The organism is Mesorhizobium sp. M7A.F.Ca.CA.001.10.2.1, from assembly GCF_003998575.1.
In the GTDB taxonomy this organism is placed as follows: domain Bacteria; phylum Pseudomonadota; class Alphaproteobacteria; order Rhizobiales; family Rhizobiaceae; genus Mesorhizobium.
Window position 1 is genome coordinate 1 of record NZ_RZQY01000088.1, and the last position, 14,140, is coordinate 14,140.

14 protein-coding genes are annotated in these 14,140 nt (G+C 60.4%); 3 read left to right on the top strand and 11 right to left on the bottom strand.

Going from position 1 to position 14,140, the window contains the following annotated elements:
• Positions 1–340, bottom strand: a 340-nt coding sequence (locus EN964_RS08570; RefSeq protein ID WP_281059555.1) for a glycosyl hydrolase family 28-related protein, incomplete at its 3' end; no start/stop codon positions are given.
• A gap of 120 nt (positions 341–460) precedes the next feature.
• Here EN964_RS08570 and greA point away from each other — a divergent pair.
• Positions 461–934 (top strand): transcription elongation factor GreA, encoded by a 474-nt coding sequence (gene greA, locus EN964_RS08575; RefSeq protein ID WP_127269974.1) that lies wholly within the window; start codon positions 461–463, stop codon positions 932–934.
• On the opposite strand, the gene EN964_RS08580 is transcribed toward greA, so the two are convergent.
• The 4 genes from EN964_RS08580 to EN964_RS08595 form a co-directional block, all read right to left on the bottom strand.
• Positions 931–1,320 carry a type II toxin-antitoxin system death-on-curing family toxin gene (locus tag EN964_RS08580; protein ID WP_127269972.1) on the bottom strand — a complete coding sequence of 130 codons (390 nt, stop codon included), beginning with the start codon at positions 1,318–1,320 and terminating at the stop codon, positions 931–933. The two genes, greA and EN964_RS08580, sit on opposite strands and share 4 nt — an antisense overlap.
• Positions 1,317–1,538, bottom strand: a complete 222-nt coding sequence (locus tag EN964_RS08585; protein ID WP_127269970.1) for an AbrB/MazE/SpoVT family DNA-binding domain-containing protein — start codon at positions 1,536–1,538, stop codon at positions 1,317–1,319. The genes EN964_RS08580 and EN964_RS08585 overlap by 4 nt, the downstream gene beginning before the upstream one ends.
• A gap of 70 nt (positions 1,539–1,608) precedes the next feature.
• The gene (gene scpA, locus EN964_RS08590; protein WP_127276298.1) at positions 1,609–3,732 is read right to left on the bottom strand and encodes a methylmalonyl-CoA mutase; all 2,124 of its coding nucleotides are present in this window, start codon (positions 3,730–3,732) and stop codon (positions 1,609–1,611) included.
• Complete coding sequence (locus EN964_RS08595) at positions 3,729–5,171, bottom strand: methylmalonyl-CoA mutase subunit beta (protein ID WP_127269966.1); 1,443 nt, start codon at positions 5,169–5,171, stop codon at positions 3,729–3,731. Before EN964_RS08595 ends, scpA begins: the two co-directional genes overlap by 4 nt.
• A 309-nt stretch (positions 5,172–5,480) precedes the next feature.
• Here EN964_RS08595 and EN964_RS08600 point away from each other — a divergent pair, with 309 nt between their 5' ends.
• Positions 5,481–7,028: a helicase HerA-like C-terminal domain-containing protein gene (locus EN964_RS08600; protein ID WP_127268345.1), complete on the top strand. Its 1,548-nt coding sequence runs from the start codon at positions 5,481–5,483 to the stop codon at positions 7,026–7,028.
• Positions 7,029–7,117: 89 nt separating this feature from the next.
• On the opposite strand, the gene EN964_RS08605 is transcribed toward EN964_RS08600, so the two are convergent.
• The 5 genes from EN964_RS08605 to EN964_RS08625 form a co-directional block, all read right to left on the bottom strand.
• Positions 7,118–7,507: a nuclear transport factor 2 family protein gene (locus EN964_RS08605; RefSeq protein ID WP_127268348.1), complete on the bottom strand. Its 390-nt coding sequence runs from the start codon at positions 7,505–7,507 to the stop codon at positions 7,118–7,120.
• Positions 7,508–7,651: 144 nt separating this feature from the next.
• Positions 7,652–8,440, bottom strand: a complete 789-nt coding sequence (attM, locus tag EN964_RS08610) for an N-acyl homoserine lactonase AttM (RefSeq protein WP_127268346.1) — start codon at positions 8,438–8,440, stop codon at positions 7,652–7,654.
• Complete coding sequence (locus EN964_RS08615) at positions 8,437–10,020, bottom strand: sugar ABC transporter ATP-binding protein (RefSeq protein WP_245473084.1); 1,584 nt, start codon at positions 10,018–10,020, stop codon at positions 8,437–8,439. The genes attM and EN964_RS08615 overlap by 4 nt, the downstream gene beginning before the upstream one ends.
• Positions 9,992–11,032, bottom strand: a complete 1,041-nt coding sequence (locus tag EN964_RS08620) for an ABC transporter permease (RefSeq protein ID WP_236382866.1) — start codon at positions 11,030–11,032, stop codon at positions 9,992–9,994. Before EN964_RS08620 ends, EN964_RS08615 begins: the two co-directional genes overlap by 29 nt.
• 168 nt (positions 11,033–11,200) lie before the next feature.
• The gene (locus EN964_RS08625) at positions 11,201–12,304 is read right to left on the bottom strand and encodes a substrate-binding domain-containing protein (RefSeq protein WP_127276299.1); all 1,104 of its coding nucleotides are present in this window, start codon (positions 12,302–12,304) and stop codon (positions 11,201–11,203) included.
• Between the two features lie 284 nt (positions 12,305–12,588).
• Between EN964_RS08625 and EN964_RS08630 the strand changes: the two genes are divergently transcribed.
• Positions 12,589–13,299 (top strand): FadR/GntR family transcriptional regulator, encoded by a 711-nt coding sequence (locus tag EN964_RS08630; protein ID WP_127269962.1) that lies wholly within the window; start codon positions 12,589–12,591, stop codon positions 13,297–13,299.
• Between the two features lie 160 nt (positions 13,300–13,459).
• Here EN964_RS08630 and EN964_RS08635 read toward each other — a convergent pair.
• Positions 13,460–14,140: L,D-transpeptidase (locus EN964_RS08635; RefSeq protein WP_164775763.1), on the bottom strand; the 681-nt coding region annotated here is incomplete at its 5' end.

Below are 14,140 nucleotides of genomic sequence, written 5' to 3' on the forward strand. Positions count from 1 at the left end.
CCATAAAAAGGTGCCCGTCACCGCCGTAAACGACGCGCGTCGCGCCCGGCACGCCGGAAAGCCGCACGCGGCCGGGCAGCGAGAGATTGGAGACGACATAAGTCCCGGGCGGCAGGAACACCGGCATATCGCGGGCATTGGCGTCACGCAGCAGCTTGGCGAAGGCCTTGCTCTGATCGTCTGATGTGCCGGGCTGCACGCCGAGTTCTGTGGCATTGATCGAGCCGCGCATCGAGGCTTTCTCGATGCCGCTCAAGCTTGCGGCCACCGCCTTGCCGAGCGCAAGGCCCATAACGGCAAAGCCTGCGGTCCCGGTCAGCAGCGTTCGTCTGTTCAACATCGGCACAGAATCCCAGCGTTCAAGCCTGATATCGCAGGAATCGTGCCAGCCGTTATGTCTCTCCCACCGAGGCCGCTACGATGGCTTGTCGTGCAGCCTTTCCGCGCCTAAGTTCAAGGAATGAGCAGAGCTTTCACCCGCGAGGAAGACAGCGAAAATGCCATTGCCGGTGTCGGTGAACGGCCAGTCAGCCACCACCGCAATCTGGTGACGGAACGCGGCTTGGCGCAGATCGAGGAGAATCTGGCCGATCTGCGCGACATATTGGCAAAAGCCGAACGCAAAGCCGACCGCGAGCGCATCGCGGTCGTGTCGCGCGACCTGCGCTATTGGACCGCCCGGCGTGAAAGCGCCGAACTCTCCGTACCGGAGCCGGGCAGCGACGTGGTGCGCTTCGGCATGGGCGTCACGATCGAGGGCGACGACGGCAGGAAGGTCCACTGGAAAATTGTCGGCGAAGACGAGGCTGATCCCACCAAGGGTAGCATTTCGCATGTTTCGCCGATGGCGGTCGCCCTATTCGGCAAGAAGATCGGCGACTTGGCCAGCGTCAACGGCAAGGAATGGGAAATCGTCAAGCTTTCCGAGAGCTAATCCTCGATCTTGACGACATGGTCGCGGAAGAACGCCGCGGCTCCGGCTTCATCGATCTCGCCTGAAGCAACGGCCATGACGAATTCGTAGAGCGTGCCGTTGTCGGCTGTCAGGACATGGCCGTTCACGATCAAAAATGCACCGGCTGCAACTATGGCCGTGCGCTTGTTGCCGTCGACAAAGGCGTGATTTCTTGCGATGCCGAAGACATAGGCGGCTGCTAGGTCTTCAACCGAAGGGTTTTCGTAGTTGGCCTTGTTCTCGGCACGCGCGAGCGCAGATTCGAGAGCATTTTCATCTCTCAAACCTTGAGCACCGCCATGCCTGCGCAACTGCTCGGCGTGCATCGCTTCAACCGCACGCCGGGTAAGGAACTCCCAGCTCATTCGGCGAGCTTCTGAAGCGCGACCTTGTATTTGTCCATGACCTTGCGAGCAGCTTCCATCTGCCGCTCGAAACTGTCGTCCATCGGCTCAAGGGCAATGCCCTTGTCCGTTTCGACGATCTGGAGCTGATCACCTGTCTTCATGTTCAGACGATCGAGCAGATCCTTGGGCAGGATCACACCTTCCGAATTACCGATCTTGCGAATGGTCGTGTTCATGACAGATATCCTGTTGCAACGCCGATTATAACTCGACCGGCGAGAAGTTGCAACAGATATTATAACAAGCCTAGCGGACCGCCAGCAGCCGGTCCAGCAAACGATCCGCCGCCTCCGGAATGACCGTGCCCGGTGGGAAGATTTCCGCAGCGCCGGCTTGCAGCACCGCGTCATAGTCCTGCGGTGGAATGACGCCGCCGGCGACGATCAGCATGTCGCCGCGGCCGAGCTTTTTCAGCGCGTCGCGCAGTTCGGGGATCAGCGTCAGATGTCCCGCCGCCAGCGACGAGGCGCCGACGATGTGGGCGTCCTGTTGAACCGCTAGTCTCGCGATCTCCTCCGGTGTCTGGAACATCGCGCCGACGGTGACGTCGAAGCCGAGATCGGCGAAGGCCGTGGCGATGACCTTCTGGCCGCGGTCGTGGCCGTCCTGTCCCATCTTGGCGACCAGGATGCGCGGCTTGCCGCCGGTCTTCTTCTCGAAGGCGTCAAGCTTGTCCTGCAGACCGTCGACCACGGGATGATCGCCAAGCGCCTTCCGATAGACCCCGGAAATGGTCTGTACCGTGGCGACGTGGCGCCCAAACGCCCTTTCCAACGCGAATGAAATCTCGCCGACCGTGGCATTGGCGCGCGCCGCTCGGATGGCGAATTCCAGCAGGTTTTCATTGCCTTGCGCGGCACGGGTCAGCTCATCGAGCGCGCTTTCGACGGCGGCGACGTCGCGCGTGCCCTTCAGCCGTTGCAGCTTCGACAATTGCCGGGCCCTGACCTCGGCATTGTCGATCTTCAGCACGTCGACCTCGATGTCGGTCTCGGGCCGATGGGCGTTGACGCCGACCAGCATCTGCTCGCCGGAATCGATCCGCGCCTGCGTGCGCGCGGCGGCTTCCTCGATGCGCAGCTTGGGAATGCCCTGTTCGGTCGCCGCCGCCATGCCGCCGAGCGCCTCGACCTCCTCGATATGGGCAAGAGCGCGCGCCGCCAGATCATGCGTCAGCCGTTCGAGATAGGCCGAACCGCCCCACGGGTCGATGATGCGCGTGGTGCCGGATTCCTTTTGGAGGATGAGCTGGGTGTTGCGGGCGATCCGCGCCGAGTGGTCGGTCGGCAGCGCCATCGCCTCGTCGAAGGAATTGGTGTGCAGCGACTGGGTGTGGCCCTGCGTTGCCGCCATCGCCTCGATCATGGTGCGGACAATGTTGTTGTAGGGATCCTGCGCTGTCAGCGACCAGCCAGAAGTCTGGCAATGGGTGCGCAGCGACAGCGAGCGCTCGTCCTTGGGCGAAAAATTCTTCTGCATCAGGGTCGCCCACAACAGGCGCGCGGCCCGCAGCCTGGCGACTTCCATGAAGAAATTCATGCCGATGGCCCAGAAGAAGGACAGGCGAGGCGCAAAGCGGTCGATGTCGAGGCCCGCCGCGACGCCGGCGCGGGCATATTCGATGCCATCGGCGATCGTGTAGGCGAGCTCAAGGTCGGCCGTCGCGCCGGCCTCCTGCATGTGATAGCCGGAGATCGATATCGAATTGAACTTCGGCATGTTCTTCGATGTGTATGAGAAGATGTCCGACACGATCCGCATCGAAGGCTTTGGCGGATAGATGTAGGTGTTGCGGACCATGAACTCCTTCAAAATGTCGTTCTGAATGGTCCCGGCGAGATCCCTCTGTGCAACGCCCTGTTCTTCCGCGGCGACGATGTAAAGCGCCATGATCGGCAGCACCGCGCCGTTCATCGTCATCGATACCGTCATCTCGTCGAGCGGAATGCCGTCGAAGAGCTGCCGCATGTCGAGGATGGAATCGATGGCGACGCCCGCCATGCCGACATCGCCGGCAACACGCGGATGGTCGCTGTCATAGCCGCGATGCGTGGCGAGATCGAAGGCGACCGACAGCCCCTTCTGGCCGGCGGCAAGGTTGCGCCGGTAAAAGGCGTTGGAATCTTCGGCCGTCGAGAAACCGGCATATTGCCGGATCGTCCAGGGCTGCTGGACATACATGGTCGGGTAGGGGCCGCGCACGAAGGGTGGCAGGCCGGGATAGGTGTCGAGATGCGGCAACCCCTTGAGGTCGCTTTGATTGTACAGATGCTTGGCAATGAGCCCTTCCGGCGTGGTCCGCTGGCCTTTGACCTCGACAGGCGTGCGGCGTGGCGGGACCCAGCCGATCTGGCCGAAGTCCGGGATCAAGAGCCGGCTCCGATCGATTGGTCGACGCGGACTGGAAACAGCGGCTCGCAAACGGCAACGCCTTCGGTGAAGGCCGGTCGCCGTTCCGCCGCCAGCGTCTCGACGGGGCGTTCGTTCTTCGATGGATAGAGCGTGGTGCCGATGATGGCCCGTTCACCTGTGCGGTAGGCTGCATTGCGCTGCTCCGCCGCTGCGTGAACGCGCTTCTGGATGTGTCCGTCCTGAAGGCTGGACAGGACACCGCCCTCGGCTTCGATCGTCTGCAACTCCGCCCAGGCCAGTTCGCACAATTCCGCGGTCAGCGCTTCCACAGCGCCGGAACCATAGGCGGGATCGGTGACATGATCGATATGGCTTTCATTGGCCATGATCAGCTGCGTGTTGCGGGCAACACGACGGGCAAAACCCGCCGGCAGACCGTGCGCGATCGTGTGCGGCAGGATGGAGATCGAATCGGCGCCGCCGCACGCCGCGGCAAAGCATGCAATGGTGGTGCGCAGGATGTTGGTCTCCGGGTCCATCGCCGTCATCATGCGAAACGACGTCTCGGCATGGATACTGGCCGTGGATGTCGGGATCGAACAAGCCTCCTGCACCCGCGCCCAGAGCCTGCGCAGCGCCCGCATCTTGGCTATCGAGAGCAACTGGTCCTGGTCGACGCTGAGTGCAAAACCGATATGAGGTGCGGCATAGACAAGCGGCTGCCGCGCCGTCTCGAACATTCTGAGGTAGGAGACAGCCGAAGCCAGCATGATGCCAAGTTCCTGCGCTTCCGTGGCGCCGGCATTGTGGAACACGCGCCCGTCAGCTTCCAGCAGCACGCCCGGAACGCCCATCGCGAAGAAATGCGCCAGCGACTGCGGCATGGAGGCCCGCAGCGCCTCGATCGACATGCGCAGCCGACCGGTTCCCGCGAAGATCGCTGCTGGATCGATGCCGAAGGAGAGGTTGAGTTTTGCCGGGTCCGACCGCCGCTTGCTCAGGAAAGCGACCAGCCAGTCGGCCACGGCGCGGCTCCAGGGATGGGCGTCGATACGAACCTGGATGCGGTTGAGCGGAATGCCGTCCAGCACCGCCTCCAACGCCTCCGCCGTTCTCGGCAAGCCGTATCCGAACGCGTTCGGCGCCCCCTCGAAGACCAGCGACAATCCCGTGGCACCCTGTGCCACATCCTCCAGCGCTTGGCTTTTGGCGCGGTTGGTGTCGGGATCGTCGACTCGCTGGCTGACGATCCATGGCGATTTCGGGTTTGCGCGTACGATCGGTTCCGCCGCGGTGCTGCGGTCGTAGAGCGGTTCGATACGGATGTTGTCGTCGCTGTGCGAGACCAGCCTTTCCTCGAAGGAAGCGCCTGCCAAAGCCTTTTCCGCCAATGCGAGCCATCGCTGGCGCTCGATGTTTTCGGGTTCCACGTCCTGGATCAAGGCTCCGGCGCCCATCCGTCCTCCTCGTTTCATACGGCCGCACCAGCCGGGAGCAGTCCAGTCTACGGTCCCTGGTCCGATATCGCAATGCAATGCGCTTCCAGTGACCGGATTCGATCCATCAGATATAGGTCAATCCGCGTGGACGACGATTGCCAAACAGCGGCAAAATCCGCAAGCTCCAAAAACCCGATTTGAACGAATGGGGCGATTTGGGCGAATGGCCCGGATTTGGACGAATGGCATTGTCGCTGTGCAATGGCCTCACTATACCTGCGGCAAGGCCACTGGCTTTAGACACATCAGTTTGCGGAGACCGGACATATGGCTGACGACACCAGTATTTTCATCGGCGCCAGCCGCAAGCCCGACGACAGCTATCAGCGTGCCGAGCAGCTGTTGCTACGATATGGGAATCGTCATGGCCTGGTGACGGGCGCCACCGGTACCGGCAAGACAGTCACCTTGCAGATCCTGGCCGAAGGATTTTCCAACGCCGGCGTGCCTGTGTTCTGCGCCGACATCAAGGGGGATCTGTCGGGCATCGCGATGATGGGCACGGCACAGGATTTCCTCGTCAAGCGGGCCGAACAGGTCAAGCTCGATCCTTATAACTTCCAGGAATTCCCCGTCATCTTCTGGGACTTGTTCGGCGAACAGGGTCATCCGATCCGCGCCACGGTCTCGGAAATGGGGCCGTTGTTGCTGTCGCGCCTGATGAACCTGACCGAGGCGCAGGAAGGCATCATGAACATCGCCTTCCGCCTGGCTGACGAGGAAGGTCTGCTGCTGCTCGACATGAAGGACCTGCAGGCGCTCTTGGCCAACATCGCCGAGCGTGCCGACGAGATCGGCTCGCGCTACGGCAACGTGACGAAGCCATCGGTCGGGGCGATCCAGCGCACGCTGCTGGTCCTGGAGCAACAGGGAGCCGCAAATTTCTTCGGCGAACCGGCACTGCGTATCGCCGATATCATGCGCACCACCCGCGACGGACGCGGCGCCATCAGCGTGCTTGCCGCCGACAAGCTGATGATGAATCCGCGGCTCTACGCGACCTTCCTGCTATGGCTGATGTCGGAACTGTTCGAGGTGCTGCCGGAAGTCGGCGACCCCGACAAGCCGAAGCTGGTGTTCTTTTTCGACGAGGCGCATCTTCTGTTCGACGAAGCACCCAAGGTGCTGATCGATCGCGTCGAACAAGTGGTCCGACTGATCCGCTCGAAGGGCGTCGGCGTCTATTTCGTCACTCAGAACCCGTTGGATATCCCTGAAAAAGTCCTGGCCCAGCTCGGCAATCGCGTCCAGCACGCGCTGCGCGCCTATACGCCGCGTGAGCAGCAGGCGGTGAGGACGGCGGCCGAAACGTTCCGGCCGAATCCCGATTTCGACTGCATGACCGCCATTACCCAGCTTGCCACGGGCGAAGCGCTGGTCTCGACGCTGGAGGCCAAGGGTGTCCCGTCCATGGTGCAGCGGACCCTGATCCGCCCGCCGTCGTCGCGCCTTGGACCGATAACGGCAGCCGAGCGACAAAAGCTGATCCAGGAGAGCCCCGTCGTCGGCCAGTACGATCAGGCCGTCGATCGCGAATCGGCTTTCGAAATGCTGCAAAAAAAAGCCAAGGACGCGCAGGATGCCGAAGAGCAGGCCCAGCAGGCCGGCAGCGGCGGCTCGCGCTGGACCATTCCGGGCTTCGGCAATGACGATCCCGCGCCGCAATCCGGTGGCAGGCGCACATCTGCACCGCGCCCGTCCAACCGCCAGACGGTGGCCGAGGCGGCGATCAAGTCGGTGGTGCGCTCGGTTGGCTCGTCGGTCGGCCGGGCAATCGTGCGCGGGATATTGGGGAGTCTGTCGAGGGGCAGGTAAGGAGCGGCAGCTATGCGCCACCCGTCGCGCGAGTAGAACCCCCGTTGCTCAGCGCGGTTCCTGGCGAGCCTCGCCACTGTCCGTAGACTTTATTTATCCCGGATCAGCTCAGAGAAATGGTGCAGATAAATCTGCCAGTCACCATTGATTCTTGAAACAACGAACGAAGTCCTGACCCTATTTTTTACGACAGAGCCGTCACGATAGTAATTAACGATATCGCCAAACCCTTGCGCCGCGAACAGACCTCGACTCAACGATCTCGTATTCTGGTCGACAAGCGTTAAATTCACTTTTTCTAGTATGAGTTGATAGCTTCCAAAATACTCCTCTATTTCAGATCGTCCGACGTACAACCTAGGCAGTAGACCGAAAAAAAGAGCGTCCTGCGTATAAATCTGGGAGAGCAATTTCTTATCCCATGGCGCGGAGGCCTCGTTCCAGCGCTGCTGGATTTGATCGAGAGCAGCCTTGTGCATCTGGTAAATACTCTCGTGCAACCCGCCACGCGTACCGCGCCGCCTTGTTGAGGCGGTCCGCGCGCGCAACTGATTTTGAAGGACCATTTTGGTTTTTAGCGGTGCGGCCGGCGATCTTCAGCCGGCCGCATATTTCAGCGGAACCTAGTCATAGTATTCCGCCGGAGCTTTCTTGAACTTCTTCCAGGTTTCCATGTCGTGGCCTGGCACGACAATCGCGTTTTCTTTCTCGGCGATGCGCCGCAGCCTTCTGACGGAAGCAGCGGCTTCCTGCGCGGACGTCAGCGCGCCGGGCAGGCATTTCTCTTCCCAGTGATCCATCGTGTAAGCGGCGTCGATTGCGAGAAGGATCGAACCGGTGTTGGGCAGCCGTACCATGATGGACTGGTGGCCGGGGGTGTGTCCCGGAGACAGGAATGTCTGCACGCTGCCATCGCCGAAGACATCATACTGGTCCTCGCCCTCCATCACGTCCCAGTTGATGCCATCCTTGGTCAGATCCTTCTTGATATAGCCGCCTTGCATGAACCAGTCGGCGGCGAACGCCCATGCAATCTCCCGCCGCTGCACAAGATGGCGGGCTTTTGGGAAATTGCCGCAGGCGCCGGAGTGATCGAGATGCAAATGCGAATGCAGCACGAACTTGATATCGTCGGGCTTCATTCCGATCTTGCCGAGTTGGTTCACGCAGCCCTCTTCGGGATCCATGATAGGATAGTATTTCTTTGTGGTGTCGCCCCACCAGCCAACCGGATCACGCGCTGCTTCAACCGCTGTGCCGCCGTCGATAACGATGTTTCCCTTGGGATGGACGATTAGGTACCAGGGGATTGGGGTGAAGAACTCGTCCTGGCTGTAGCCAAGCTTGATATCGACCTCCTTCTGTCGAATCTGCCCAGTCTGGAACATGTAGAGCCTGATATCCGTGCTCATCTGCTTTCCTCTTCTGTTGAACGGGTGACGTGCGGCGGCGACGCCGTGTGTCGCGACTTGCCGCTCAGGGTGACGGCCAGAAGGTCGTCATATGTCCAGCTCTTTTTCGGTGCCTCCGCGACGCAGTTGCCGTCATGAATGACCATGATCCGATCGGCGAGCGCGAGCATTTCGTTCAGGGACGACGAAATGAGCAGGACTGCGGCGCCATCGCGGGCAAGTTGCAGTATGATATCGTAGATTTCCTTGATCGCACCGACATCGACGCCGTTGGTCGGCTCCACGATGATATAGACGGTGGCTTTCGCACTCATCCATTTGCCGATGACCAGCTTCTGTTGATTGCCACCGGAGAAGAAGCGCACCTGCGTGGAGGAAGCGCGTGGGCGCACCGCAAGCTGGTCCAGCACGGCTTCTGCATATCTTTTCATGGTGCCGGGCCGGATCATCAAAAAATGTTGCAGCGAATGCAGGACCGGCAGGCAGATGTTTTCGGCAGCCGAGAGTGCGGGAAAAAGGGCTTGTTTGCGCCGGTCCTCGGGGATCAGCGCGATGCCTGAACGACGTGCAGCGATCGGGGTGGCCAGATTGACCGCTTTGCCCCGCACCTTTGCCGTGCCGGAATGCCGGCTGATGCCGCCAAGCGCCCGTGCGACATCTTCCATCCCGCCGCCAACGGGACCGGTGAAGCCCAGCACCTCTCCGGCTTGCATCTTGAAGCTGAGGGGCGCCAACTGCGCCGTGCCGAGGCCAGCAACCTCAACCAGGACTTCTGGACGGACGCTGTTGCCATCATTGTAGGTCGCAAGCTCAGAGCGGCTGCGGTCCACCATGAGTTCAGTAACGCGGTCTTCGGTGACCTCGCCACGATTAAGGGTTCCGGAAACAAGTCCCCCTCGAAGGATCGTGGCGCGGTCGCAGATCTGCTGGACCTCTCGAAGGCGATGGGAGATGTAAACGATGGCTATCCCCTGCGCTTTGAAGCCATCGACGATCCGAAAAAGAACTTCCGATTCCGCTGCCGAAAGGCGAGCTGTCGGCTCATCAAGAACGATCAGTTTGTAGCGCCGATGGAACAAGGTCGCCAAGGTGACGAGTTGCATCTCGGCTGCGGACAGTGCGCCGGCAAGCCGCCGCACGTCGAGCTCGATGCCCATTTGCGACAGAATCTCCGCAGCTTCGTCATGGATCGCCCGGTCGCTTATACCGATCCTCCCGGGCTCATTGCCGAGAAGGATATTTTGCCCAACCGTGAAGCTGGATACCAGTTCTGCGTCCTGATAGACCGCTCCGAGGCCCAGCCGATGGGCTTCCGGCGGGCTGGAAACCCTGACCGGTGACCCTTCAAGGAAAATCTCACCGGCGCTCGGGGCATAGACACCCGTCAAGATTTTGATGAGGGTCGACTTGCCCGCACCGTTTTCACCAAGCAGGCCGTGCACCTCGCCGCGCAGAAAGCTAAGGCTCACGCCCTTCAACGCTTTGGTGCCGGCGAACTCCTTCTCGAGATTCTTCAGTTCAACCAGTGGTGTCGCGTTCATCGCCGTCACCTCAGATAAACTTGAGATGGACTTCTTCACGGTTGAGAAGCGCATTTGCTCCAACCGCGACGATGAGCACCAGTCCCTGGAAGATGTGGCGGGCGGCAAAGGGGAAGCCGACCATATTCATCCCGGAATCCACCATATACAGGAAAAAGACGCCAACGAGAGTGCCAAACAGATGTGGCTTGCCCTTTCCAAGCACGGTTGCGCCAAGGAACACCGCGGCGAAGGCCTCGAGGAGGTAGCCCTCGCCACCGACCGGTTGCGCCGAGGATGAGATAGCGGTCACGATCACGCCCGCAATCCCCGACATCAATGCCGAAAGCACGAATGCGAGGATGACCCATCGATAAACGTTGATCCCGGAGTAGAACGCCGCCATCGGATTGTCGCCGACCGCCGCGATGTAGTGGCCGATCCGTGTCCGCGCTGCGGCGATGAGGGCTACGATGAACACCGCTACCAGGATGATTACGGGCACGCCGACGATTCCGAGCTTACCCTGGCCGAGATAAAGGAATGCGGTTTCGTCGTAGCTAACAGGGACCTGATAACCGCCCGTGATAAAAACGTTGATCCCATCGAGCACGAACATCACACCAAGCGTGACGACAATGCCCGATAGCCGTCCATAGGTCACCAGAAGCCCGTTCACCACACCGATCAGGCATGCGGCAAGCAGAGCAAACACGATTGCAAGCCAAGGGCCGGTGATAGGGATCAGAAAGGCGACGAGGATTGATGACGTCGTCACTGTGAGACCGATCGAAAGGTCAAAGCTCCCCGCGGTCACGACCCAGGTCAATCCCATAGAGACCAACGCACTGACGATCATCGAAAAGAGGATGTTGTTCAAGTTGGAAGCGGTGGCGAAGTAGGGCGAGGCTATGGAAAATCCAACGGCGGCCACGACCAGGACGATGATTGTTCCCCATTGCCTGAGAAACCGCATGACGGCGGGTTCGCGTCTTCCCGCTGGCACTGCGTTGACGGCAGTACCCTTGGCTGTGTTCGCCTTGGCAAGGCTTTCCTGCTCCACATGCGTCACTTTTTAGATTCCAGTCGTTCGTTGATCAGATGCAAGGGTACGGTTCAGTGCCCACGCGATTGCCGTCACCAAATGGATTGGGTCCCGGCACCCTTCGGCACGAGTCGCATTCTGCTGAAAGCGGGGCATACGGCGGCAACGCTCTGCTCGCCGTATGCCAGTTCGCGTCTAGCCGCCGTACTGTTTCAGCAGGGCGATTGCCTGCTCGTCCCAGCTTTTGAGTTCGGCGCGGGCCTCGCTCGCCTGATCCGGCGTCTTGGTGATCACGGGGATGCGGTAGACGATATTTGGCACGTCCTCGCCTCGCGCGAGCTTAACCGCGAGTTCGCCGGTCTTGCGGCCGATTTCAGGGAAGGGCGAGTCGCAGCTGAAGACCACCGGCACCTGCTTGGCCGCCCAGGCTTCAAGGAACTGGGTCGACAGGTAGTGATTGAACAGCGGAACGTCGTCCCTGTTCATCTGTTTCAGCGCCTGCGCCGCGCCGAGCGTGAATGGCCACCACCACGAGATGAAGGCCGCAAGCGAACCAGGCTCCGGATGGGCCTGCAAAAGCGACAGCATGTTCTTACGGCCGACCGAAATCTCATCGGTCGTGCCCTGGCCGCCGTCGATGAAGGGCAGCACCTTCATGCGCGGCTCGTAGCGGCACATGAGTTCGAACATGTCCACTTCCATGTCGAACGGCGTGAAATAACCACGCTGTTCCGCGGTCTGGGCGAAGGTGCCCTGGCGGCCGGTATAGTTCTGAACGAAGTAGCCGAGCGTGGTCGCAGTTCCCCAGACATCGTCCATGACGGCCGGTGAATTCTTGACCGGAATGGTGAAGCCGACCGTCTTGATGCCTCTCTTGTGCGCCTCGTCCGCAATATAGGCGGTTTCGGATTCTTGCGAGTAGATCCCCATCACAAGCGCGTCGATCCCGCGGTCGAGCAGCGCCCGCTCGGCGGACTGTTCGCTTGGCTTTGTCGGCTCGCCGCGAATCGTGACGACCTCGCCTCCGGCATCGAGCACCGCCTTGACGATCTGCCAGCAGCCACGGCGCCACGGCTGATTGAACGGCCCGTAGGTCAGCGGGACGCCAATGCGCACCTTCTTGCCGGCAGCGGGCGGCGTTATTTCCTCGGCGCTGGCAAGTATCGATGTGCTTGCAAGCGCTGCGCCGCCGATCAGACCGCCCACACTCTTCAGAAGAGTCCGGCGATTGAAATCGGTGTATTCGGTGGCCTCTTGTGCAAGCCGGCGTAACCGTTGCGGATCATCAAAAATATTCATGCGCTTCCTCCCGTTTCTCTATCCGTTCTTGCGAAGACCCGACCGGTCACCTCAGCGACTGAGCGTTCTCACGCTTCGGACCGTTGCCGACACGACATCCCAGCGTTCGCGCACCAGCAAGGCGTTGGTACCGCATGCCGCAGTTGCCAATGAACCATATTGCCAGGTTGCCTGACAAGTTAAATCTGCTACTCTGACAAAAGAAAATTCGCGGCAGCGTGGGTACAACAGAGCCACAACGGCTTAGATGTGCCGTCCGAAAGCGACGATGGTTGGAGCACCGTATGGTTTATGATGAAAAGGTTAGACGAGGACCTTCACTTGCCGATTCCGTAGCCTCGAGGATCAGGAGTGACATCACTTCGGGCGCACACGCCAAGGGCGACAAGCTGCCAACGGAGCACGAGCTATCGGAAAAATATGGTGTGAGCCGGCCGATCGTCAGGGAAGCAATCGGCATCCTCAAACGCGATGGACTCGTTGCAACCCGGCAGGGTCTAGGGGCGTTCGTAATCGAGACGAAGGAGATGGCGTTTCGATTGGCCGGTGTTGATCTGACCGATGCATTGGATGTTGAAAACATCATCGAGCTTCTGATGGCGGTGGAATCGGCTGCAACAGCTTTGGCTGCCGAACGGCGCTCAGCAAAGCAGCTTGCGGCGATTGAAATGCAATTGCATGCCATCCAGCGGGCGTTCGACAACGATGAAGCCGGCGTTGAGGAGGATATGGCCTTTCACAGAGAGATCGTCGATGCCTGCGGCAATCCGCATTTCAAGGAAATGTCCAATTTCCTGGAGTCGCATGTACGGAATTTTATCCGAAAGGCTCGCGCCAGTTCGCTGCGAAATGCCCTACTCTCCCAAGTTCAGGAAGAGCATATCGCCATATTCAACGCGATCGCGGAGGGGAATCCACAAGAGGCTCGCAAAGCTGCGGAAAAGCACCTTCGAGGAGCTGCAAATCGACTGTCCTTGCATCTGGGACTGAAGTGAGCCCGTTCCCCTAAAGTGCGCTCCCCAGGGAGATCAGGGTGTGAACGTCCTGCACGGCGCGACGGCAATCTCTGCATGGTCCATGAAGGTTGCTACATTGGCGCCCGCTGAGGAACAGCTAAAGCTCCTCAGGGGGCAAACCTCGTCACGCCCCCGCAGATCAGAAGATCGAATTGGTGATCGCCTTGACCGGTCCAAGCAGCACCGATCCGTCCGGCACGCCGGCGTCGATCGGAATCGCCTGCCGGTTGGCCGTCGCCACCATGGGTTGGCTGGCGTCGCTGGTCACGACGACCGGAGTCTTCGAGGGCACGCGATCATAGAGGTCGATAATGTCCTGGTTCATCAGACGCACGCAGCCTGACGAGACCGACTTGCCGATCGACCGCCACTCAGGCGAGCCGTGCAGACGATAGAGCGTGTCGACATTGCCCTGGAACAGATAGAGCGCGCGTGCGCCGAGCGGGTTCTTCAGGCCGCCGGGCATGCCGCCATTGTCGGCGCTATAGGGCTTCAATTCCGGCTGACGGGCGATCATTTCGTCCGGCGGCGTCCACTTCGGCCATTTCTGCTTCCACTGAACGACGGCGTCGCCAGACCATTCGAAGCCGGCACGGCCAAGGCCGACACCGTAGCGTATCGCCTGACCGCCTGGACGAACCAGATAAAGGAAGTGGCCGGTGGTATCGACGACTATGGTTCCCGGCTTCTGTCCCGTCGGGTCGGGAACGATCTGACGCAGGAACTGCGGATCGATCTTGTCGACGGGGATGGCCGGCAAGTCGAAGCCGCCGTCGCTGACAGCGGCGTACATCGTCACATAATCGGCCAGAGGCGGCTC

Excerpts from the sequence above, each read along its gene's own strand:
- greA (WP_127269974.1), top strand. The coding sequence starts at position 461 with ATGAGCAGAGCTTTCACCCGCGAGGAAGACAGCGAAAATGCCATTGCC.
- EN964_RS08580 (WP_127269972.1), bottom strand. The coding sequence starts at position 1,320 with ATGAGCTGGGAGTTCCTTACCCGGCGTGCGGTTGAAGCGATGCACGCC.
- EN964_RS08585 (WP_127269970.1), bottom strand. The coding sequence starts at position 1,538 with ATGAACACGACCATTCGCAAGATCGGTAATTCGGAAGGTGTGATCCTG.
- EN964_RS08595 (WP_127269966.1), bottom strand. The coding sequence starts at position 5,171 with ATGGGCGCCGGAGCCTTGATCCAGGACGTGGAACCCGAAAACATCGAG.
- EN964_RS08600 (WP_127268345.1), top strand. The coding sequence starts at position 5,481 with ATGGCTGACGACACCAGTATTTTCATCGGCGCCAGCCGCAAGCCCGAC.
- EN964_RS08605 (WP_127268348.1), bottom strand. The coding sequence starts at position 7,507 with ATGCACAAGGCTGCTCTCGATCAAATCCAGCAGCGCTGGAACGAGGCC.
- attM (WP_127268346.1), bottom strand. The coding sequence starts at position 8,440 with ATGAGCACGGATATCAGGCTCTACATGTTCCAGACTGGGCAGATTCGA.
- EN964_RS08625 (WP_127276299.1), bottom strand. The coding sequence starts at position 12,304 with ATGAATATTTTTGATGATCCGCAACGGTTACGCCGGCTTGCACAAGAG.
- EN964_RS08630 (WP_127269962.1), top strand. The coding sequence starts at position 12,589 with ATGGTTTATGATGAAAAGGTTAGACGAGGACCTTCACTTGCCGATTCC.